Genomic DNA, 21,967 nt, shown 5'->3' with positions numbered 1-21,967 from the left:
GTTTTCCCCAGAAAAGGCAGCCGATACAGCACGCGCACCTTCTTTAGGCCGCCACATTCTGTGCCCAGGCCAGCGCAGCCAGATGGGCCGTGTTCACGTCGAGCGGCGTCAGCCTGAGCGCTGCCGCCATCGAGGACACCAGATTCGAATTGAGTTCGCAGGCTTCGGCCAGTGCCAGATACGGGCCGTACTTGCCGTCGCGGTTGCGCAAGGCCGTGACCACGTCTTCCGGCAGCTGGATATTCGCCAGCACCTCGTCCATGCTGATGCCCAGCAGCCGGTCCAGCAGCGAGAACATGCCCGCCACAAACACCTGCTCCGCTTCGCTCTTGCCCAGCGCCTGCTGGGCCAGCAGTTCGGCCAGCCGGCCACGCACCACGGCCGTTTCCAGCAGCACGGGCGAATAGCCGGTGGTGCTGGCCGTGGCCAGCAGCAGCGTCAGCCAGCGGTACAGCGGCGCATAGCCGAGCAGCGCCAGTGCCTGCCGCAGCGACTGGATTTCGCGGCCTGCACCGAAGCCGGCCGAATTGATGAAGCGCAGCAGCTTGTAGGACAAGGTGGCATCGCGCTTGAGCAGCGCTTCGATCTGGCCCACATCGGCATTCTGGCGCACCATCTGCATCAGCTGCATGATGATGGTCTGGGCCGGATTCAGGCCCTTCTGGTCATTGCTGGGGCGCGGTGTCAGGTGCAGCTTGCCGACAAAGGCACTCAGCCCCAGCAGCGCACACGCATCGAAATCGGCCCAGCTGGAAACCGGACGCGCCACCATGCCCACGGCAGCATGCCGCAACGCCGCGTAATTACGCGCCTGATCGGCTACGTCGGCGCCGGAAAAACGCACTTCCACATAGCTGGCAATGGTAGGCAGGCGATTGCCGATGCGCAGCAGGTCGGCATCGCGCAGCAGGATGCCCACGCCGCCCGCGCGCAGGGCCTGCACGGCCGCCATGGTATCGGGATGGGATAGCGTGGGCGCTTTCAGGGCCAGCACCGTATGCTGCGGCGGCAGCTGGTGCAAGGCATCGGCCGACAGCATGGACGGCACGGCTTCAAGGAACAGCGCCTTGTCGCGCAGCAGCCAGTCGCCGTCAGGACTGACCAACTGCTCGGCCACAAAAGCCAGCAGCAGCTCCTGCTCGGCTGGCGTGGCCGCAGCGGCCGACCAGCACAGCTCGTAACCGAGCACGCGCTGTTGCGCATCGAGCAGCGGTTCACGCACTAGGAAATCAGTCTGATGCATGCTGTAGGGCCCAATGAGAGAGGCCCGCACTGGGCGGGCCGGAACTGGTCAGAAACCGAGACTGTCGAGCAGGTCATCCACCTGCCCTTGATCGGCCACCACATTTTCGCGCGTCGGGTCGATCTGCGGTCCGTTGAGCAAACCGTTATCGAGCTCCTTTTTCATCTGGTCCGGCGCAAAATCCACCAGCATCTGTACCAGCTGCTGCTCCAGATTCTGGGCGATGGCCGTGACCTTTTTGATCACCTGCCCCGTCAGATCCTGAAAATCCTGCGCCATCATGATATCCATCAGATGGGCTTTGGTCTGGCTGGTACCCGTTGCGGCCTGATCCAGTGCCGCTATCGTCTGTTCCGCCAGCGCCCGCCATGCCGCGTTATCGGCCTGCTCGCCGGCAGCCAGCAAACCATGCCATTCTGCCTTCAGCGTACGGGCGTCGCCGCCTATCTGGTCCTGCAAAGGGCTGGCCGCATCCGTCGCGTTCAACACCTTCTGTGCTGCATTTTCACTCAGTCGCGCCACATAATCGAGCCGGTCACGTGCATCCGGTATGTCGGAAGCGGCCTTCTCGATCAGTTTATCCAGCCCCAGACCACGCAAACTATCATGCAGTGTGCGGGTCATGTGGCCTATACGCGACAGAAACTCCTCATTCGGCACCATTGCACCGGCGCCGCTGTGCTGCTCCACCATCCTCAAGCTCCGAGTTTCTCGAAGATCTTGTTCAGTTTTTCATCCAGCGTAGCTGCCGTGAACGGCTTCACTACGTAGCCATTGGCGCCAGCTTGTGCGGCGGCAATGATGTTTTCCTTCTTGGCTTCCGCGGTCACCATCAGCACGGGCAATTTGGCCAGAGCGGGATCGGCACGGATGTTTTGCAGCATGGTCAGACCGTCCATGTTAGGCATGTTCCAGTCCGACACGACGAAATCGAACGATTCAGCGCGCAGTTTGGCCAGCGCCATTACACCATCTTCGGCTTCGTCGACATTGGCATAACCCAGTTCTTTCAACAGATTCCGGACGATGCGGCGCATCGTCGAAAAATCGTCTACGACTAAAAATTTCATCTTTGGATCAGCCATGAATTACTCCGTTGTTTCTCTACGCGGTTGTTAATAGTGTCTGCAATTGCCAGCAAGTTGTAGGATAGCATTTTCGTTGCCTGAAGGCGAACAAAGTCGCACTAAAACGTCACACTTGACATTTTATACGCGCAATGCGCGCATTCCGTGCGCGGCCAGATGGCCCAGCACCATGCCCGGCAGGGCCGACAGCGCCCCTACTTCATGGGCGGCGCCGATGGCGATGGCCTCGCGCGGCATGCCGAATACCACGCAACTTGCTTCATCCTGGGCAAAATTATGCGCCCCGGCCTGCCTCATTTCCAGCATCCCGGCGGCACCATCCTTGCCCATGCCCGTCAGGATCACACCTACGGCATTCTTACCGGCATGCTGGGCCGCCGAGCGGAACAGCACATCCACCGACGGGCGGTGACGGTTGACGGGGTCGGCCTGATCGATGCGGGTCATGTAGTTGGCGCCGCTACGGGCCAGATACAGGTGGGAATGGCCCGGCGCGATATAGGCGTGGCCGGGCAGAATACGTTCGTTACCGGCCGCCTCCTGCACCGAAATCTTGCACAGCGAATCGAGCCGCTGGGCAAACGAGCGGGTAAAGCCTTCCGGCATGTGCTGGGTAATCAGGATGCCGGGGCAGTCCGACGGCATCTGCATGAGGAATTCGCGGATGGCTTCCGTACCGCCCGTGGAAGCGCCGATGATGATCAGCTTTTCCGACGAGGTCAGCGGATTGCGCAGCTGCGGCAGCTGGCCATGGGCTTCACTGCCGGCCGTCGGCAGCGTGCGGGCGCGCACGCGCGCCTTGGCGGCAGCCCGGATCTTGTCGGTAATCAGGTCGGTGTATTCGCGCATGCCGGCCTGGATCGAAATCTTGGGCTTGGTGACGAAATCGACCGCGCCCAGTTCCAGCGCACGCATGGTGATCTCGGAACCGCGCTCGGTCAGCGAGGACACCATCACCACCGGCATGGGGCGCAGACGCATCAGCTTTTCAAGGAAATCCAGCCCATCCATCTTGGGCATTTCCACGTCCAGCGTCAGCACATCGGGATTGGTTTGCTTGATCAGCTCGCGCGCCACCAGCGGGTCCGGCGCCGTGGCCACCACCTGCATATCGGGCTGGCTGTTGATGATCTCGCTCATGACGCTACGGATCAGCGCCGAGTCGTCTACGATTAATACTTTGGTCTTCATTCCATACTACTTTCCGGGCAAAAAGGCCCTTGTTCCACAGATCAGAACAGATCGATCTCACCAGCCACTGGCGCCACTTTGAGGCGGCTAGCGTACTCGATTTCGCGTTTAACCAGCGTATCGTTATGAGTCTGCATCAGTTTCTTGACCAATACCTTACCCGTGCGGGGGAAGAAATACACCTTGCGCGGGTGCACATCGTTGAGGTCTTCCGCCACGACACGGATTTTCTCCACCTTGAGGAAATTCAGCACAAAGGCGGCGTTGCGTTCGCCCACATTGATCGCCGTAAAACCTTTGAGTACGGCGCCGCCACCGAAGCACTTGGCTTCCAGATTTTCGCGCCGGGCGCCGGCTTTCAGCAAATCATTGATCAGCACCTCCATCGCATACGTGCCGTAGCGGGCCGAGGCCGATACTGGGCTGTTCGGCTCACCGCCATCGGGCAGCATGAAGTGGTTCATGCCACCCAGCCCCGTCACGCGGTCGCGGATGCAGGCCGAAACGCAGGAACCCAGCACCGTCACAATCAGCATATCCTTGTTGGTGTAATAATACTCGCCCGGCAGGATTTTGGCGGCCTGACAGTCGAAAGTGCGATCGTAATAAACGTTGGTGGCAAATTGTTCGAGGTCCATGATTTCCTCTCACAGCCGGGCAGCGGTTTTTTGCGCCGCGCCACGATGCTGATCATCCAGTTCATACACGGTCTTGCCGCGCAGCTTGAGCGCATCGGACACGTACAGGAAATTCTCCGAATGGCCGGCAAATAGCAGCGCATCCGGTTTCATCAGCGGTACAAAGCGGGACAGGATCTTGCGCTGGGTCGCCTTGTCAAAATAAATCATCACGTTACGGCAGAAAATCACATCGAACTGGCCGCTGATGGGCCAGCTTTCAGCCAGCAGGTTGAGCTGCTTGAAGGTGATCAGATTACGCAGTTCCGGCCGCACGCGGGCATAGCCGGCCTTGTCGCCCTTGCCACGCAAGAAGAAACGGCGCGCCCGTTCCGGCGCCATCTTGTCCAGCCTGTCCATGGTATAGACGCCGTTGGCGGCATGGGCCAGCACATTGGTGTCGATATCGGTGGCGATGATGTTGCAATTGGGCGTGAGCGTATTGAATGCCTCGCACACGGTCATGGCGATCGAATACGGCTCTTCGCCGGTGGAACTGGCCGAGCACCAGATATTGATGGTCTCGCGCTTGTTGCGCACATGTTCTGCCAGCAGGGGGAAGTGATGCGCTTCGCGGAAGAACGAAGTCAGGTTGGTGGTCAGCGCATTGGTGAAGGCTTCCCATTCGTCCTCCCCCAGCCGCCCTGCTTCCAGATCGTCGAGGTATTTGCCGAACGATTCGATGCCGGTCGCGCGCAGGCGGCGCGCCAGCCGGCTGTACACCATTTCCTGCTTGCTGTCGGCCAGCGAGATGCCGGCGCGCTTGTAGATCAGCCCGCGTACACGCTCGAAGTCCTTGGCGTGAAATTCAAATTCTTTGCTGCCTTTGGTATGCGGCATATTCTTAAATCCTTAACTCTGTCGCGAAGATGCCGTGCCAGCCGCACGCCGGTGGGCGTGCGGCCTTAGTGCTTAAAACTCTTCCCACTCGTCGCTCGAGGTTGCAGCCGGGGTGCTGAGTTTCTTCGGTGCGGCGGCGCGCGCAGGCGCGGCAGCAGGACGTGGTGCTGCGACGGCAGGCGCAGGAGCCGGGGCCGGTGCGGGTGCAGGTGCAGCGGCCGGACGTGGCAGCACGCGGGCGGCCGGACGACGCGCGTCCTGGTCGTACGACAGCTTGAAGATGCTGACCGCCTGGGCCAGCATCTGGGCCTGTTCTTCCATGCTTTCGGCAGCGGCAGCAGCCTCTTCCACCAGCGCAGCATTTTGCTGGGTCATTTCGTCCATCTGGGTGATGGCCTGGTTGACTTCTTCGATGCCGTTGCTCTGTTCCTGGGTTGCGGCCGTGATTTCGCCCATGATGTCGGCCACCTGACGGATCGAGGTCACCACCAGATCCATGGTCTGGCCAGCTTCGTCCACCAGCTTGCTGCCGGCATCGACTTTCTCTACCGAGTCGCTGATCAGTTCCTTGATTTCCTTGGCAGCGCCAGCGGAACGCTGGGCCAGATTACGCACTTCCGAGGCTACCACGGCGAAGCCGCGGCCCTGTTCACCGGCACGCGCTGCTTCCACCGCGGCATTCAGCGCCAGAATATTGGTCTGAAAAGCGATGCCGTCGATCACGCCGATAATGTCCACGATCTTACTCGAGGATGCCTTGATGGAACCCATGGTATCCACCACCTGCGACACCACCTGACCGCCTTTTTCCGCAACCGAGGAAGCGGTCACGGCCAGCTGGTTGGCCTGACGGGCATTGTCGGCATTCTGTTTCACGGTGCTGGTCAGCTCTTCCATCGAGGAAGCGGTTTCTTCCAGCGAGCTGGCCTGGGCTTCGGTACGGGCCGACAGGTCGGCATTACCGGAAGCGATTTCCTGCGAAGCCGTCGAGATCAGCTCGGTACCGGTACGCACATCGCCCACCGTCTTGGCCAGGCTTTCGTTCATGTCTTTCAGAGCCTGCAGCAGTTCGCTGGTTTCGTCATGGCCTTCGACATGTACGTGCGAGGTCAGCTCACCGGCTGCCACCTTCTGTGCTACGGCTACGGCACCAGCCAGCGGCACGGTAATCGAACGGGTGGTGATGGCAGCACAGAACACCCCCAGGGCCACGGCCGCACCGCCGATCACGAACAGCAGTATCATCAGGCCACGGTCGGCCGTCACGGAACCGGCCATCACTTCAGCCGCATTGGCCTGCTGCATCTCCACCAGTTTATTGATCTGGCTCAGAGTCTGCTGGTTGAGCGGATCGATACGGCCCGAAATCACTTTGGCCGCGCCTTCGCTGTTAAAGGCCAGCACCTGGCCGATGGCTTCCTTGAACGCCTTGTCCACGTCGGCGTCGAGCGCAGCAATTTCGGACAGGGTTTTCTTTTCCGCGTCATTCAGACCCAGGGCTTTCAGATCGCTCACCGCTTTTTCGTAGCGGGCGCGCTGGTCTTTCACCTTCTGTTCTTCTTTCTGCATCAGGCTGACGTCCGATTGCAGACCGATATTACGCATGGCAATCCCGGTTTCCAGCATCGCACTTTTCATCGCGCCGGCCAGCAGGTTCTTGCTGGTGCTCAGTTCCAGCCCCTTGGTCAGCTTGCTCTTATTACTGTAGTTCAGGTAGTTGGTCATCAGGACCATGGCTACCAGTATCAGCAATATGGCACCGAAGCCCAGACGCAGCCGTGCACCTATCTTGAAATCGCGTAAATTCATCTTGTTTCTCCCCTAGCTATCTATGCAGGCAGGCCGCAGTGCATGACCGGTGCCTCCCCTAATTATGAAACCTTTGCGGCGCACTCTTTTGGGCGCTTGGTGTACTCACGAACAGCAGTGACGGCGCGGTTTAGGCCGCCAGCTGTTCCATTAATCCCATTTCTTCACTAGCCATTAACTTGTCGATGTTTACCAATATCAGCATACGCTCATCAATGGTGCCCAGTCCAACCATATACTCGCTGCTGAAGGCTGTGCCCATCTCTGGCGCCGGCTTGACCTGCTCGGGCGTGAGCGTGGTAACGTCGGAGACCGAGTCCACCACCATGCCCACTACCCGTCCACTGATGTTGAGGATAATTACCACAGTGAACTGGTCATACACGGGTTCGCCAAGTTGAAACTTGATCCGCATGTCAACCACAGGGATGATGATGCCGCGCAGATTGATCACGCCCTTGATGAATTCCGGCGCGTTGGCGATCCGCGTGACCGCTTCATAGCCACGGATTTCCTGCACCTTCAGAATATCGATGCCGTATTCTTCTTTCCCCAGCGTGAAGGCCAGATACTCGTGTCCGGCGATCTCCTCTGCTGCATTGCTCAGTATGTCTGCCATGTCGAAGTCCTTGACGAGAGTTAGCTAAAAATCTGTTCATCGGCCAGCTGGCGCGACGAGCGGATCAGCGCTGCCACATCGAGAATCAGTGCCACACCGCCATCGCCGAGGATGGTGGCGCCCGATATGCCCGCGACCTTGCGATAATTCGATTCCAGATTCTTCACCACTACCTGCTGCTGGCCTACCAGCTCATCGATGAACAGACAGGCTTTGCGGCCTTCCGTTTCGATGATGACGACGATGCCCTGGCAAGGATCGGTAAACCGCGGCGTGATGTCGAACATCTGGTACAGCGGCACCAGCGGCAGGTACTCGCCGCGCACCTTGATGACACGGCCCTTGCCACTGATTTCCTTGACGTCTTCCGGCACCGGCTGCAGCGATTCCACCACGAAGCCCAGCGGCAGGATATAGACTTCCTCGCCCACCCGGATCGACATGCCGTCCAGTATCGCCAGCGTCAGCGGCAGCGAAATCGAGATGGTGGTGCCGAAACCGCGGGCCGAACGGATGTCCACCACCCCGCCCATGGCGCTGATATTACGTTTCACCACGTCCATGCCCACGCCGCGGCCCGATACGTCGGTAACCTGCTCGGCAGTGGAGAAGCCGGGCGCGAAGATCAGCTGCCAGACATCGGCATCGCTCATGTTCTCGCTCAGCGGCACACCGTTCTGCTCGGCCTTGGCCAGAATCTTCTCGCGGTTCAAACCGCCACCGTCATCCGATACTTCGATGATGATGTTGCCGCCCTGATGGGCTGCGGACAGGAACAGCCGGCCCGCATCGCTCTTGCCGGCAGCGCGCCGCACGGCCGGCATTTCGATGCCGTGGTCGATCGAGTTACGTACCAGGTGAGTCAGCGGATCGACGATGCGTTCGATCAGGCCTTTATCGAGTTCCGTGGCCGCACCGTTGGTGATGAAGTCGACTTTCTTGCCCAGCTTGGCCGCGAGATCGCGCACCATGCGCGGGAAGCGCGAGAACACGAAGTCCATCGGCATCATGCGGATCGACATCACGGCTTCCTGCAGATCGCGCGTGTTGCGCGTCAGCTGGCTCACGCCATTGAGCAGGCGCTCGTGCTTCATCGGGTCGAGGATGCCGACGCGCTGCTCTATCATGGCCTGGGTGATCACCAGTTCGCCCACCAGATTGATCAGCTGGTCGACTTTTTCGATCGACACGCGGATCGAGGACGATTCGGCGCCCGCACCATGGGGCACGGGATGGGCTTTCTCGTCCTTCTTGGCAGCGGCTTTCTTTTCTTCTTCGGCGATCTGCTGCGGCGTCGGGCCGCTATCGACGATGCCGGCATTGGCGCGGATCTGTTCGACGGGCTGGAAGAAACCGTAGCCACGCGCATCTTCGCTGCTGGCTTCCGCATTTGCGCGGATTTCGTCCAGCGGCTGGAAGAAGCCATAGCCTTCGCCATCCTTGGCGGCGGCGCCGGCAGCGCCCTGCGGCTGCAGTTCCGTGCTATCGAAGAAACCATAGCCCAGTGCATTTTCCACCTTGGCGCGTTCAGCCCCTTCCAGTCTGGACTGGGCCTCGTCGAGCGGCGGCAGCTCCGTCACCTTCATGTCGTCGGGATTGAGCACGAAGGAGCAGATGGCGATCAGGTCGTCCAGGCTTTCATGGGTGGTGACCAGCATGGCGTTGCGGTCTTTATCGAGCGGCGTGATCGACACATGGCCCATCAGGCCCAGCTCGGCACCGAGTGCCTGCACTTCGCGGTGCGCCATGGCGGGCAGCTCCAGCCGGTAGCGTTTGCCGCCGCTGTGGTCCACTGCATGCGTTTCCGCCGTATGGAAGGACGGCGCGATGGGCGCCATGGCCGTCACCGGCACATCCTGCGCCAGCGACTGCAGCATCATGCGCACATTGCCCACGGCATCCTGATCCACGCTGCTGCCATGGCGGTGGCCATCGAGCTGCATCTTCAGAATATCCTTGGCCGCCAGGAAGGCATCCACATGTTCGGCCGTCAGCGGCATTTCGCCCTTGCGCACACGGTCCAGCAGGGTTTCCAGAATATGGGTCACTTCGGTCATGTCGGTGATGCCGAAGGTCGACGCGCCACCCTTGACGGAGTGGGCGGTCCGGAACACCGCATTCAGGTCTTCCGGGTCCGGATGGTCGACATCGACGGCCAGCAACAGCCGTTCCATTTCAGCCAGCAATTCTTCGGCTTCATCGAAGAAGACCTGGAAGAACTGGCTAATATCGATGGTCATGGTGATACTCCCTTGGTTACACTCAGCATGATTGCCTGCGCGGGATCAGCCTATGACCTTCTTCACTACCTCGATCAGCCGTTGCGGGTCGAACGGCTTGACCAGCCAGCCGTTGGCACCGGCCGCACGGCCTTTGGATTTCATTTCATCCGACGATTCCGTGGTCAGCATCAGAATCGGGGTTTTCTGGTAAGCAGGCAGCTCGCGCAGCAGCTTGATCAGCTGCAGGCCGTCCATGCGCGGCATGTTCTGGTCAGTCAGCACCAGATCCACGGTTTGCTGCTTGGCCTTGTCCAGTCCGTCCTGGCCGTCCACGGCTTCCACCACCTGATAGCCAGCCGCCTTCAGGCTGAAGGCCACCATCTGGCGCAGGGAACTGGAATCATCAACTGCAAGTATCGTCTTGGCCATTTCTCTTCTCACTCATTAAGGTTCGGACCCGTAGTCCGGTTGATTCATATTCAGGGGCGGCGTTCAGAACAGTTCGATGTCGCCGCTCTCCAGATGCTGCTGGCTGACCGCCTTGCGCAGCACGCTGCGCAGTTCCAGACTCTGGACGGCCAGCGCCATGCTGACTTTGCCGAGCAGGTCGACGATCTCTTCGTTATCGCTATCGGGCAGCATTTCGGCACCGTGCGCACTCATGGTACTCAGGAATTCGCGCAAGCCCGTAACACGTTTGAGGGTACGGTCTAGCAGCTGGCTGGTCATATCCTGGAACTGCAAGCTGGTAATGGCGGCATTCACATAGCCGCCTACCTGTCCCTGCAACGCCGCCAGCTGGGTGCGTTGCTCTGCGCTGATCTCGCCGCCCGCCAGCAGCTGGGCGATGGTGGCCTGTTCCGCTTCGACCGCTTTGTGGATGGCCATGAAATTGAAGGACAATTTTTCGATGGCTTCTTCCAGCAGCAGGCCGGTCTGGATCAGATCCGTCTCCACTTCCGTCAAATGCTGGCGCCCATGGTCAGCAACGCCCGACATGAGGCGTTTGACATGCGAACCCAGTATCTTTTTTCTCGTCATAACTGTCTCTTTGATGCGCTATCCCGGCGGCGCCTATTTGCGTACCGGGGGAACACCGCGCGCTGGTGGCGCTGCAGCGGCCGCTTCTTCCTCCGCCCCGACTTCGATCTGGCGCACGCCATCGCGTAGCACGCTTTCCTCGGTACGTTTATTCATCACCAGTATGCTGATCCGGCGGTTGATCGGATTGAACGGATCAGCTTTATCGAGATTGTTGGCTGAAGCCAGTCCGACGACGCGCAACACCTTGCTATCGGCCATGCCACCGGCGATCAGCTCGCGACGCGAGGCATTCGCCCGGTCAGAGGAGAGTTCCCAGTTACTATAACCGTTGACACTCAGAAATGGTGTCGAATCCGTATGACCGGACAGGCCAATCTTGTTCGGAACATCATTGAGTACGAAGCCAATTTCGTGCAGGATCTCGCGCGTGTACGGCTGCAGATCGGCCTTGGCCGAGGCAAACATGGGCCGGTTCTGCTCGTCGACGATCTGGATGCGCAAACCTTCGCTGGTAATATCGAGCAGCAGCTGATCCTTGTACTTCTTCAGCAGCGGATTGGCTTCGATCTTGTTCTCGATCTTTTCCTTCAGCGACTGCAACCGGGTGCTCTCTTCCGCTTCCAGCGCCGCCTTGGCCTGCTGCAGGCTAACCTTCTTGGTCGCGTCCTGATCGTTGCTGGCTTTTACCTGACCATCCTGCCGCGTAATATCCTTGCCGCCGCCCTTGATGACGGAAGAACTGTCACCGGCCGCGCTACCGCCCGACATCGCCACCTTCAATGGCTGCTTGAAATACTCGGAAATCCCGGCCAGATCGCCCTTGGCAGTCGAGCCAAGCAGCCACATCAGCAGGAAGAAGGCCATCATCGCCGTCACGAAGTCGGCATAGGCAATCTTCCAGGCGCCGCCATGGTGGCCGCCCGCATGCTTCTTGATACGCTTGATAACAATGGGCCGTAAGCCTTCTTCAGCCATGACAGCTCCTCACCCCGTAAGCACCCATTACATCCAGTACGCCAGTCCCAGCCATGCTCAAGCCGCCACTCACTTGGATTTCGATTTCTTGATGTGATCCTCCAGCTCGGCGAAGGTCGGACGCTCGGTCGAATACAGCACTTTACGGCCGAATTCCACTGCCAGCGCAGGCGCATAGCCATTCAGGCTGGCCAGCAGCGTCACTTTGACGCACTGGAACATCTTGCTCGATTCGTCCAGCTTCTGCTCCAGCAGGCCGGACAGCGGACCGACGAAACCGTAAGCCAGCAGAATACCGAGGAAGGTACCGACCAGCGCGTGGGCAATCAGAATACCCAGTTCGGCCGGCGGCATACCCACCGATTCCATGGTGTGCACCACCCCCATCACCGCCGCCACGATACCGAACGCCGGCATACCGTCGCCCAGTTTGGCAATCGCATGGGCCGGCACCGCACCTTCGTGGTGGTGGGTTTCCAGTTCCATGTCCATCAGATTTTCGATCTGCATGGCGTCCATATTGCCCGACACCATAAGGCGCAGGTAGTCCGTCATGAATTCGACGATGTGGTGATCCGCCAGCACGCTGGGGTATTTGCTGAAGACCGGGCTCTGCTCGGGATTTTCGATATCGCCCTCGATCGACATCAGGCCTTCTTTACGAACTTTGGACAGGACGTCGAACAGCAGCGACATCAGCTCCATATACAGGTCTTTAGTATAAGGCGAGCCTTTGAGGACGGTCGGCAGTGCTGCCACCGTGGCTTTCAGAGCCTTGGGCGTGTTACCGACCATGAATGCACCGACGGCACCGCCGCCGATCATGACCAGTTCCAGTGGCTGGAACAGCGCAGCAAGGTGACCGCCGGACATGGCATAGCCACCGAACACGCCCACGCATACCACTACATAACCAATAATGACTAACAAGTGCCCCGCCTCCCTAGAGTGAAACCGGCAGTGTGCGCAGCAATGTGGCGGCCGATTTCAGAAAAATTTACATATAGAACTACAATAACTCGTCTCTAGGGGCGCGGGCAAGAGAATAACGCTAAATGATGCTTAAAAGTACCATATGTAAAGTGGCTTGCCGGTCTCTGTGGCGTAGATGGTCTGATCGGCTGGCTGACCGTCGATAGCAAATTCGTAGCTAAGCAGCATACTGCCCGGCTGCATCTCAGCCGAGCACTTGCGCCACAGGGCCGTCATGGCGGCCGGCGACAGATAGGCGAATACCAGCTGAAATTGTGCAAAATCAAGTTTCTCGTAATCGCCTAATATAAAGCGTGCGCGACTGCCGCTCAGCAAGGCGCGCAGCCGGCTGTACAGCCATGGCAGCGGTGCCAGCTCTATGCCCACGCACTCGACTTGCGGACGCTGGCGGGCCAGATACATGACCAGCCCGCCCAGGCCGCTACCTATGTCTATCATGCGCAAAGGCTGATCGGCCGGTAAAACTTGACGTACAGCATCCCAGATTTCAGGCGTGGAAGGATAGTAAGGCACTTGCGTGCGAAAGGTGGACCAGTACCAGCCCAGCGACAGCAGAAATGCCAGCAAGAATAGCCAGGATGGCAACTGCAGGGCCAGCGCCAGCATCAGCGCGGCAGGAAACAGTAGCTGTATCCAGCGCCACCAGCGCGCCAGGCCCAGCCGCCAGGTCAGCAGACCGGCCCAGCCGCCCTGCAGCAGGACGGCACTGTATTCGTTCAGGGGAAAATGCAGGCGTGCCAATAAATAGATGGTCAGCAGAGTCAGCGGCATGCTGACGCACTGAATAAGCAAAGCGCGTATGGCGGGAGCCCGCCCTACGCGCTGCAGATAGGAAGTCGGAGGTGTGGCGGGCGTCACGCGGCCAGCTGGTCGGCGTCGCGGGCTTTCTTGGTCTTGCCGGCACGCGAAGGCATGTGGCACAGGCCGCAGACATAGCTGCCGTGCAGATCCATGCTGTTGACCACGAATTTACCCTGGCATTTGCCACAAGGGGCCAGTTCCAGCATTTTGCTGCTGAAGAAACGGACCAGCGTCCAGGCGCGCGTCAGCGACAGCAGCGGCTCTTCGCCCGGTTCCGGCGGCATCTGTTCCAGATACAGCTTGTAGGCTTTCATCACGGCTTCGATGCCGGTGGCGCCTGCATGTTCGGTCAGGAACTTGTGGATGTTCATGAACAGCGAGGAATGGATATTCGGCTGCCAGGTCAGGAACCAGTCCGTCGAGAAAGGCAGCATGCCTTTCGGTGGCGATACACCACGCAGTTCTTTATACAGCTTGAGCAGGCGTTCGCGCGACAGCGACACTTCCGACTCCAGCAATTGCAGACGTGCACCCAGTTGGATCAGTTCGATGGCCAGCTGAATTTCCTGGGCTTCCGATACGACGCTTTTCTTGCTCATGATCTGGGCTCCGCTGCAAAAAGTCTGTAATTACGCGATTTCTTCAACTGGCTGGCCGGCCATCAGGATGGCGGCGTGCGACTGGGCCAGTACGCGGTCTTTATTGTAATTGGTCAGCATCGACAGGATGGCGCTGTCATCGAAGCGGAAGCGGGCCAGCATCATGTTGCCGCCTGCCAGTTTCAGAATCTGTGCGTTGCTCATGCCTTCGATCAGGTCGGCGATCTCGGCAGCGATACCCAGGCGGAAGATTGCGGTGACTTTATCAGCGCGGATCATTTGCTGGGCCAGCATCAGGTAGCTCAGGTTGGCGTCGCGAATTTCAGCCATCATATCGTTAGCGGTCATTTCCTTCTCCTCGTCCGTTATCTGCACTGCGGAAACACATTTGCGTTTCCAGTGAGATACATTCTGCGTGAGCAACAAAAAACGGAGTAGTGGACAAACTCCGTATTTTTTTCCAGGAAATGACGAACGCGACCAGTCGGTGTTTGTCTTACAAACACTCGCCGATCACTCATCTACGCCCTTGCAGCGTAGGAAAATTGCGGTTTTCGATCTTCAAAAAAAGTCCTGCCCTGAAATAAAAACTACGTTTCTAGCGACTCTTTTTTGCTACATCTAACCCTGTTACGGCAGCTTTTTTGGGAACTTTAGGGTTTTCGCGAAAAATTTTTAAATTTTTTTCGTTTCTTTTTACCTACTCGCTCCAGCTGCCTGATGACCCATTTCTGCTCATCATGAAAAGGGTAACGGCAGGGTTTGGGGGAACTTTAGGGTTTTTTTGAAAAAAATCGAAAAATTTTTAAAAAAATTTTCGAAGCTAGGAAACATGCGGGTTCCAGCCCGTTTCTGGCCTCGATCCAGCCTATGCGGAGGGCATAAAAAAGCACTTTTAACCTGTTACACTGGCATCCTTGGCAATTTATTGAAGCCTAAAGTATCGTCCTCATCGCAAGAAAGTTACAAAATGACAACTCGCAATGCTTGCCTCGAACGCGACGCGCAGGATCCGCTCGCGCCATTACGGGCCCAGTTCGATCTGCCTGAAGGAGTAATTTATCTGGATGGCAACTCTCTCGGCGCCCGCCCGCGCGCTGCCCTGCCCCGTGCCCAGCAGGTGATCGCCCGGGAATGGGGCCATGATCTGATCCGCAGCTGGAATACGGCAGGCTGGTTCGACCTGCCCAAGCGGCTGGGCAACCGGCTGGCCCCCCTGATCGGCGCGCGCGACGGCGAAGTGGTGGTGACCGATACCACCTCCGTCAATCTGTTCAAGGCGCTGGCCGCCGCCGTGCAGATGCAGGCAGGCCAGCCGCAGCGCCGCGTGATTATCACGGAACGCTCCAACTTCCCTACCGACATCTATATGGCCGAAGGGCTGAGCCGCTGGCTGGAGCGGGGCTACCGCCTGCACCTGATCGACGATGTGGCCGAGCTGGCTGGCGCCATCAATCAGGAAACCGCCGTCGTCATGCTGACCCATGTGAACTACCGCACGGGCTACCAGCACGATATGCGTGCCACCAGCGCCCTCGCCCATGCAGCTGGCGCCCTGATCATCTGGGATCTGGCCCACTCGGCCGGCGCCGTACCCGTTGATCTGCATGCCGATGGCGCCGATCTGGCCGTCGGCTGCACCTATAAGTATCTGAATGGCGGCCCCGGTGCGCCCGCCTTCATCTGGGTGCCCGAGCGCCATCAGGCCCAGTTCCAGCAGCCGCTGTCGGGCTGGTGGGGCCATGCGGCACCGTTCGCCATGGCGCCCGCCTTTGCGCCGGCCGAGGGCATCGCCCGTGCCCTGTGCGGCACCCAGCCCATCGTCTCGCTGGCACTGGTGGAATGCGGGCTGGATATCTATGACCAGACCAGCATGGCCGCCCTGCGCGCCAAATCGCTGGCCCTGACCGACCTGTTCATCGCGCTGGTGGAGCAGCGCTGCGCCGCCCATCCGCTGGGGCTGGTCACGCCGCGCGAGCATGCGCGCCGCGGCAGCCAGGTCAGCTTCACCCACCCGCACGGTTATGCCGTGATGGCAGCCCTGATCGCCCGTGGCGTGATCGGCGACTACCGCGAACCGGCCATCATGCGTTTCGGCTTTACGCCGCTGTACACCAGCTTTACCGATGTCTGGGATGCGGTCGACATCCTGTGCGACATTCTGGATAAACAGGCCTACGATATCCATGCCCGACGCGACGCCGTCACCTGAAACGAGAACACTATGACCGACAATAAAGCAGCAGCCAGCGGCTGCCCTATGCATGCAGCGCCTGCCGCTGCACCGGCTGGCGACGCCCAGTGGCACGGCGCCCAGATGGATTTCAGCAAGGATATGAGCTACGGCGACTATCTGGGCCTGAACCAGATTCTCACGGCCCAGCACCCGCTTTCGCCCAACCATAACGAAATGCTGTTCATCGTGCAGCACCAGACCAGCGAACTGTGGATGAAGCTGATGCTGCACGAAATGCATGCCGTGCGCACCCACCTGCAAGCCGACGATCTGCCGCCGGCCTTCAAGATGCTGGCCCGCGTGGCCCGCATAATGGACCAGCTGGTGCATGCCTGGGATGTGCTGGCCACCATGACGCCGCCTGAATACACGGCCATCCGTCCATATCTGGGCGCCTCCTCGGGCTTCCAGTCCTACCAGTACCGCGAGATCGAGTTCATCCTGGGGAACAAGAACCCTGCCCTGCTCAGCGTCCACGCCAGCCACAGCGACACCTACGCCGTGCTGGAACAGGCATTGCACGCACCTTCCGTGTACGACGAAGCCATCAAACTGCTGGCACGTAACGGCCTGCCTATCGCGCCGGAACGCCTGAACGGCGACTGGACCCAGCCTACCCGTGCCGACGAGTCGGTCAAACAGGCCTGGCTGACCGTGTACGGCGACACCCAGCGCTACTGGGCGCTGTACGAACTGGCCGAGAAGCTGGTGGATCTGGAAACGGCGTTCCGTTTCTGGCGCTTCCGCCACCTCAATACGGTGGAACGCATCATCGGCTTCAAGACGGGCACGGGCGGCACGGCCGGCGCCAGCTATCTGCGCAAGATGCTCGATGTGGTGCTGTTCCCCGAACTGTTCGCCCTGCGCACGGAGCTGTAAGTCTTCATTTCGGCTGCAGCGGGAACTCGCCCGCTGTGCCCTACTCTAAGCTAGACCTTTAACCCGTCACGCGAGGAGGAACAAGATGAAGCCTATATTGCACTACCGCTGGGCCCAGCTGGCGGCAGCTGCCGGCCTGCTCATCGGACTGGCTGCCGCCATGCCGGCAGCGCAGGCCGCTGCCAGCAACTACACAGCCATCCTGACGGGAGCGCAGGAAGCGCCGCCCAATGCCTCCACCGCCATAGGCGCTACCGTGGTGCGCTTCGATGCCTCTACCCATATGCTGGAAATCGATACGGCTTTCGGCGGCCTGCTGGGCGACAGCACTGCGGCCCACATCCATTGCTGCACCAGCATGGCCGGCAGCGGTACCGCACCCGTGATGACGGAACTGCCTACACTACCCGGCTTCCCGCTCGGTGAACATTCGGGCGCCTACAGCCATGTGTTCGACACCTCGCTCAGCAGCACATGGAATCCCGCCTTCATTGCCAGCCACGGCGGCACCACTGCCGGCGCGGAATCGGCCTTCGCCATGGGGCTCGATAGCGGTACGGCCTATTTCAATATCCATAGCACGCTCTATCCGCAAGGGGAAATCCGCGGCTTCCTGCAGCAGGCGCCAGCCGTGCCGGAGCCTGCCAGCATTGCCATGCTGGGGCTGGGCCTACCGGCCGTCTTGCTGGTGGCACGCCGGCGCCGGCGCGCCTGAGCCGAGTGCCGCCAGTGACGGGCAGCGGGCGGCCAGCCTAGCGCTTGCTGGTAATTAGCGGCAGCTCGATATAGCTGTCGTGGTAGATGCGCTGGGTGGCTTTACGATAATCCGCAGGCTGGGCGAAGAAGATATTCGGCACAAACGTTTGCGGATTACGGTCGTACAGGGGGAACCAGCTGGACTGGATCTGCACCATGATGCGGTGCCCCGGCAGGAACACGTGGTTAGCTGCAGGCAGCGCAAAGCGGTAGGCCAGCGGCGTATCGGGCAGCAGCGCTCTGGCCTGCGCCAGCGATTCGCGGTAGCGGCCACGGAAGATGTCGGCGGCAACCATCAGCTGGTAGCCGCCCATCTCCGGCTGCGCCGCCACCTGATCAGGATAGACGTCGATCAGCTTCACCACCCAGTCCGCATCCGTGCCGCTAGTCGCAGCCAGCAGATGGGCGATCGGTTCGCCGCTGATCTTGACGGGTGCCGTCAGCACTTCGCTGGTGTAGCTGAGCACATCGGGCCTACCCGATGCTTCGCGCTGGTCGTCCACCAGCCAGCGCGGCCACGTCTGCCCTTTCGCTTCATCGTAGCCCACCGCCATGATGGGACGGGCGCGGTATGGCACGGGCTTGGCAGGGTCGGACACATATTCGTCGTAGGCTGAGGACGCAGCCGGCGTAGTGGGCACTACGCCGGCTGCGCGGCTCAGGGTCAGCTTGCTGCCGGCCCCCAGCCTGAGCGCGCCCGGCGTGCTGCTGCAGCCGCTATTGCAGCCGCTGGGCCAGCGGTTCAGTGCGCGCCACTTGTTACTGCCAGTCTCGAACGCCGAGACGGCAGCGATAGTCAGCGCGGGCGCTTCGTCCTTGAGGTAATGATCGAGGAAGGGCCGCAATATCTCCTGCCGGAAGTGCAGTGCCGTGTCGCTGCCGAAGTGCAGCGCACCGAGCTTGCTGCCGTCATCGATGGCGCCGCCATGGTTCCACGGTCCCATCACCAGATACACCTGATTATCGCGGTCCAGCGGCTTGACGGCTTTGTACACGGCCAGCGCGCCATAGATATCTTCCGCATCCCACCAGCTATGCACCAGCATGGTCGGCACTTTCACGGGCTGGCGCGCCAGTAGCTGGTCCATCGCCTGCCCGCTCCAGAAATTATCGTAGGCCGGATGGCTGCTCAGCTTGCGCCAGAAGCCCACCTGCTCCATGCCGCGCTGGCGCGCCAGCTCACCCGCCGAGCCGGCGCGCAGAAAAGTATCGTAATCGTCGTAATGGCTGCTATACCACTTGGCCTCGCTGCGGCGCGTGGCCACCTGTTCGAGGATGTAGGCCAGATTCACCTGACGGAAGGCGCCGTTGTGGAACCAGTCATCGCCGCGCCAGCCATCCACCATGGGATTCATGGGCACGGCCGCCTTCAGCGCCGGATGGGGTTGGACCAGCGCCATCAGCGGCAGATAGCCATCGTAGGAAATGCCGATGATGCCTACCTTGCCGTTACTTTCCGGGACGTTTTGCGTGAGCCACTCTATGGTGTCCCAGGTATCGGTGGAATGATCGACCGGGGTCGGGTTGAAGGTCGAACCAGCCAGCGGCCGGTTCATCACATAATCGCCTTCCGAGCCATGCTTGCCGCGCACATCCTGCATCACGCGGATATAGCCGCCCTGCACCACCACATCGGCTGCATTGTCATAGCCCTGCAGGATGTTTTCCAGTTGCGAGCTTTCCGCATGGGCGGTCAGTTCGGCAGCGTTATACGGCGTGCGGGTCAGCAGCATGGGCGCACGGCTGGCGCCACGGGGCACGATGATGACGGTATGGAGTTTGACGCCATCGCGCATGGGGATCATCACGGCGCGTTTGACGTAGTCGAAACCGTCAACAGGCGCGTGGAATTCTTCCGGCGTTTCGCTAGGCAGTGCGGGATACAGGGGGGCTGTGGCAGCAGCCGGTGCGAGCTGCGCCTGTACCACAGGCGCAAGCAGTATCAGGGCGCTGGCCAGCGCCACTGTGTATCGAGACATGGTTCCCCCGGAGGTATGCTTGCAGATGCGCAAACATAGCACACTCCGGCAGGAACCAATGCATGCTGTTACTTGGCAGCGCCGTTCAGCAGCATTTCATTGAGGCGCTTGACGAAGGTGGCCGGATCGCTGAGCGAACCGCCTTCGGCCAGCAAGGCCTGATCGAACAGGATGTTGGCCCAGTCGTTAAAGGCCGTACCGGCATCCTGATACTTCAGACGCGTCACCAGCGGGTGGTTAGGGTTGATTTCCAGAATAGGCTTGGACTCCGGTGCATTCTGGCCCGCTGCTTTCAGCATGCGCAGCAGGTTGCCCGACAGTTCATGCTCGTCCGCCACCAGACAGGCTGGCGAATCGGTCAGACGGAAAGTCACGCGCACGTCTTTGGCCTTGTCGCTCAGAGCTTCTTTCATCTTGCCGACCAGATCCTTGTACGAGCTTTCCGTTTCCTCGTGTTCCTTCTTCTCCGCCTCGTCTTCCAGCGCGCCCAGATCCAGACCGCCCTTGGCCACGGAAACCAGTTCCTTGCCTTCGAACTCGGTCAGGAAGGACAGCATCCATTCATCCACGCGGTCGGTCAGCAGCAGCACTTCCACGCCTTTCTTGCGGAAGATTTCCAGATGCGGGCTGTTTTTCGCCGCCACATAGTTATCGGCCGTGACGTAGTAGATCTTGTCCTGACCTTCTTTGGCGCGGGCGAGGTACTGCTCGAACGAGACATTCTGTTCGTCGCCCTCATTGGCGGTCGAAGCAAAGCGCAGCAGCTTGGCCAGACGGTCCTTGTTGGTGGCGTCTTCGCCGATACCTTCTTTCAGCACCTGACCGAACTCGGTCCAGAAGGTGGTGTATTTGTCCTTCTTCTCCTGCTCGTCGGCATTGGCCAGTTCTTCCAGCATGCCGATCACGCGCTTGGTCGAGCCATCGCGGATCACTTTCACGTCGCGCGATTCCTGCAGAATTTCACGCGATACGTTGAGCGGCAGGTCGGCCGAGTCGATCACGCCTTTGACCATGCGCAGATAGGTCGGCATCAGCTGTTCGGCATCGTCCATGATGAACACGCGCTTGACATACAGCTTGATGCCGCCACGCTTGTTGCGGTCCCACAGGTCGAACGGAGCCTTGGCCGGAATGTACAGCAGCTGGGTGTATTCGCTGCGGCCTTCCACGCGGTTGTGGGTATGGGTCAGCGGGGCCTGGAAGTCGTGCGAAACGTGCTTGTAGAACTCGTCGTACTGTTCCGGCGTGATGTCGGACTTGCTGCGGGCCCACAGGGCGCTGGCCTGATTGACGGTTTCCAGTTCGTCCTTGAGAACGGTTTCTTTCTTCTCTTCGTCCCACTCTTCCTTCTGCATCACGATAGGCAGGGAGATGTGGTCGGAGTATTTACGGATGATGGATTTGAGCTTCCACGACGACAGCAGCTCGTCCTCGCCTTCGCGCAGGTGCAGGATGATGTCGGTGCCACGGCCGGTCTTCTCGATCTGCTCGACCGAGTAGTCGCCCTGACCTTCCGATTCCCAGCGCACGCCTTCGCTGGCAGCCGCGCCGGCACGGCGGGTTTCCACGGTGATCTTGTCGGCCACGATGAAGCCCGAGTAGAAGCCCACGCCGAACTGGCCGATCAGGGCCGCGTCCTGCTGCTGGTCGCCGGACAGCTTGCCGAAGAATTCCTTGGTGCCCGATTTGGCGATGGTGCCCAGATGGGAGATCGCTTCGTCACGGCTCATGCCGATGCCGTTATCGGAAATGGTAATGGTACGTGCCGCCTTGTCAAAAGCGACCTTGATTTTCAGTTCGTGGTCATTGCCGTACAGCGCATCATTGTTGATCGCTTCGAAGCGCAGTTTGTCCGATGCGTCGGAAGCGTTGGAAATCAGCTCGCGCAGGAAAATCTCTTTGTTCGAGTACAGCGAGTGGATCATCAGCTGCAGCAGCTGCTTTACTTCTGCCTGAAAACCTAGGGTCTGCTTTTCGGTATCTGCCATTTTTGTAAGCCTCTAATAGTCTTGTGAA

General features: G+C 59.8%; 21 protein-coding genes. 3 read left to right on the top strand and 18 right to left on the bottom strand.

From position 1 onward, the window contains the following. Positions 1-43 precede the first annotated feature (43 nt). The 16 genes from GTP23_RS09465 to flhD form a co-directional block, all read right to left on the bottom strand. Positions 44-1,243, bottom strand: coding sequence for an EAL and HDOD domain-containing protein (locus GTP23_RS09465; protein WP_161034943.1), 1,200 nt, complete (start codon positions 1,241-1,243; stop codon positions 44-46). 48 nt (positions 1,244-1,291) lie between these two features. Further along, the gene (cheZ, locus tag GTP23_RS09460; protein WP_161034942.1) at positions 1,292-1,936 is read right to left on the bottom strand and encodes a protein phosphatase CheZ; all 645 of its coding nucleotides are present in this window, start codon (positions 1,934-1,936) and stop codon (positions 1,292-1,294) included. A 2-nt stretch (positions 1,937-1,938) separates the two neighbouring features. Beyond that, positions 1,939-2,328, bottom strand: a complete 390-nt coding sequence (gene cheY, locus GTP23_RS09455; protein ID WP_008450066.1) for a chemotaxis response regulator CheY — start codon at positions 2,326-2,328, stop codon at positions 1,939-1,941. A gap of 123 nt (positions 2,329-2,451) precedes the next feature. Beyond that, positions 2,452-3,522, bottom strand: coding sequence for a protein-glutamate methylesterase/protein-glutamine glutaminase (locus GTP23_RS09450; protein WP_161034941.1), 1,071 nt, complete (start codon positions 3,520-3,522; stop codon positions 2,452-2,454). Between the two features lie 41 nt (positions 3,523-3,563). Continuing rightward, positions 3,564-4,160 carry a chemoreceptor glutamine deamidase CheD gene (gene cheD, locus GTP23_RS09445; protein WP_161034940.1) on the bottom strand — a complete coding sequence of 199 codons (597 nt, stop codon included), beginning with the start codon at positions 4,158-4,160 and terminating at the stop codon, positions 3,564-3,566. 9 nt (positions 4,161-4,169) lie between these two features. Then, positions 4,170-5,039, bottom strand: coding sequence for a CheR family methyltransferase (locus tag GTP23_RS09440; protein ID WP_161034939.1), 870 nt, complete (start codon positions 5,037-5,039; stop codon positions 4,170-4,172). Between the two features lie 72 nt (positions 5,040-5,111). Beyond that, positions 5,112-6,848: a methyl-accepting chemotaxis protein gene (locus tag GTP23_RS09435; protein ID WP_161034938.1), complete on the bottom strand. Its 1,737-nt coding sequence runs from the start codon at positions 6,846-6,848 to the stop codon at positions 5,112-5,114. 130 nt (positions 6,849-6,978) lie between these two features. After that, complete coding sequence (locus GTP23_RS09430; RefSeq protein WP_161034937.1) at positions 6,979-7,467, bottom strand: chemotaxis protein CheW; 489 nt, start codon at positions 7,465-7,467, stop codon at positions 6,979-6,981. A gap of 20 nt (positions 7,468-7,487) precedes the next feature. Beyond that, positions 7,488-9,707 carry a chemotaxis protein CheA gene (gene cheA, locus GTP23_RS09425; protein ID WP_161034936.1) on the bottom strand — a complete coding sequence of 740 codons (2,220 nt, stop codon included), beginning with the start codon at positions 9,705-9,707 and terminating at the stop codon, positions 7,488-7,490. 45 nt (positions 9,708-9,752) lie between these two features. Beyond that, the gene (locus GTP23_RS09420; RefSeq protein WP_161034935.1) at positions 9,753-10,118 is read right to left on the bottom strand and encodes a response regulator; all 366 of its coding nucleotides are present in this window, start codon (positions 10,116-10,118) and stop codon (positions 9,753-9,755) included. 63 nt (positions 10,119-10,181) lie between these two features. Then, positions 10,182-10,730: a chemotaxis protein gene (locus GTP23_RS09415; RefSeq protein WP_202412111.1), complete on the bottom strand. Its 549-nt coding sequence runs from the start codon at positions 10,728-10,730 to the stop codon at positions 10,182-10,184. A gap of 33 nt (positions 10,731-10,763) precedes the next feature. Next, a complete protein-coding gene (gene motB / locus GTP23_RS09410) occupies positions 10,764-11,708 on the bottom strand; it encodes a flagellar motor protein MotB (protein ID WP_161034934.1) in 945 nt (314 codons plus the stop codon). Positions 11,709-11,777: 69 nt separating this feature from the next. Further along, complete coding sequence (gene motA, locus GTP23_RS09405; protein ID WP_155435054.1) at positions 11,778-12,638, bottom strand: flagellar motor stator protein MotA; 861 nt, start codon at positions 12,636-12,638, stop codon at positions 11,778-11,780. A gap of 132 nt (positions 12,639-12,770) precedes the next feature. Beyond that, positions 12,771-13,472 carry a class I SAM-dependent methyltransferase gene (locus GTP23_RS09400; RefSeq protein ID WP_229256029.1) on the bottom strand — a complete coding sequence of 234 codons (702 nt, stop codon included), beginning with the start codon at positions 13,470-13,472 and terminating at the stop codon, positions 12,771-12,773. 83 nt (positions 13,473-13,555) lie between these two features. Beyond that, complete coding sequence (gene flhC, locus GTP23_RS09395; protein ID WP_155435053.1) at positions 13,556-14,101, bottom strand: flagellar transcriptional regulator FlhC; 546 nt, start codon at positions 14,099-14,101, stop codon at positions 13,556-13,558. Positions 14,102-14,131: 30 nt separating this feature from the next. After that, positions 14,132-14,449 carry a flagellar transcriptional regulator FlhD gene (gene flhD / locus GTP23_RS09390; protein ID WP_155435052.1) on the bottom strand — a complete coding sequence of 106 codons (318 nt, stop codon included), beginning with the start codon at positions 14,447-14,449 and terminating at the stop codon, positions 14,132-14,134. A gap of 622 nt (positions 14,450-15,071) precedes the next feature. Here flhD and kynU point away from each other — a divergent pair. The 3 genes from kynU to GTP23_RS09375 all read left to right on the top strand — a co-directional run bounded on the left by kynU (position 15,072) and on the right by GTP23_RS09375 (position 17,931). Beyond that, positions 15,072-16,313, top strand: a complete 1,242-nt coding sequence (gene kynU, locus GTP23_RS09385) for a kynureninase (protein ID WP_161034933.1) — start codon at positions 15,072-15,074, stop codon at positions 16,311-16,313. A 12-nt stretch (positions 16,314-16,325) separates the two neighbouring features. Then, entirely contained in the window at positions 16,326-17,216 is an 891-nt protein-coding gene (gene kynA, locus GTP23_RS09380) for a tryptophan 2,3-dioxygenase (protein WP_161034932.1), read from the top strand. 85 nt (positions 17,217-17,301) lie between these two features. After that, positions 17,302-17,931: a CHRD domain-containing protein gene (locus tag GTP23_RS09375; RefSeq protein WP_229256028.1), complete on the top strand. Its 630-nt coding sequence runs from the start codon at positions 17,302-17,304 to the stop codon at positions 17,929-17,931. 37 nt (positions 17,932-17,968) lie between these two features. On the opposite strand, the gene GTP23_RS09370 is transcribed toward GTP23_RS09375, so the two are convergent. After that, positions 17,969-19,951: a CocE/NonD family hydrolase gene (locus GTP23_RS09370; RefSeq protein ID WP_161034931.1), complete on the bottom strand. Its 1,983-nt coding sequence runs from the start codon at positions 19,949-19,951 to the stop codon at positions 17,969-17,971. A 68-nt stretch (positions 19,952-20,019) separates the two neighbouring features. After that, positions 20,020-21,939 carry a molecular chaperone HtpG gene (htpG, locus tag GTP23_RS09365; protein ID WP_161034930.1) on the bottom strand — a complete coding sequence of 640 codons (1,920 nt, stop codon included), beginning with the start codon at positions 21,937-21,939 and terminating at the stop codon, positions 20,020-20,022. Positions 21,940-21,967 lie beyond the last annotated feature (28 nt).

This window comes from Duganella fentianensis (assembly GCF_009857835.1).
GTDB lineage: Bacteria > Pseudomonadota > Gammaproteobacteria > Burkholderiales > Burkholderiaceae_D > Rugamonas > Rugamonas fentianensis.
This window is presented reverse-complemented; position numbering and strand designations above follow the sequence as displayed.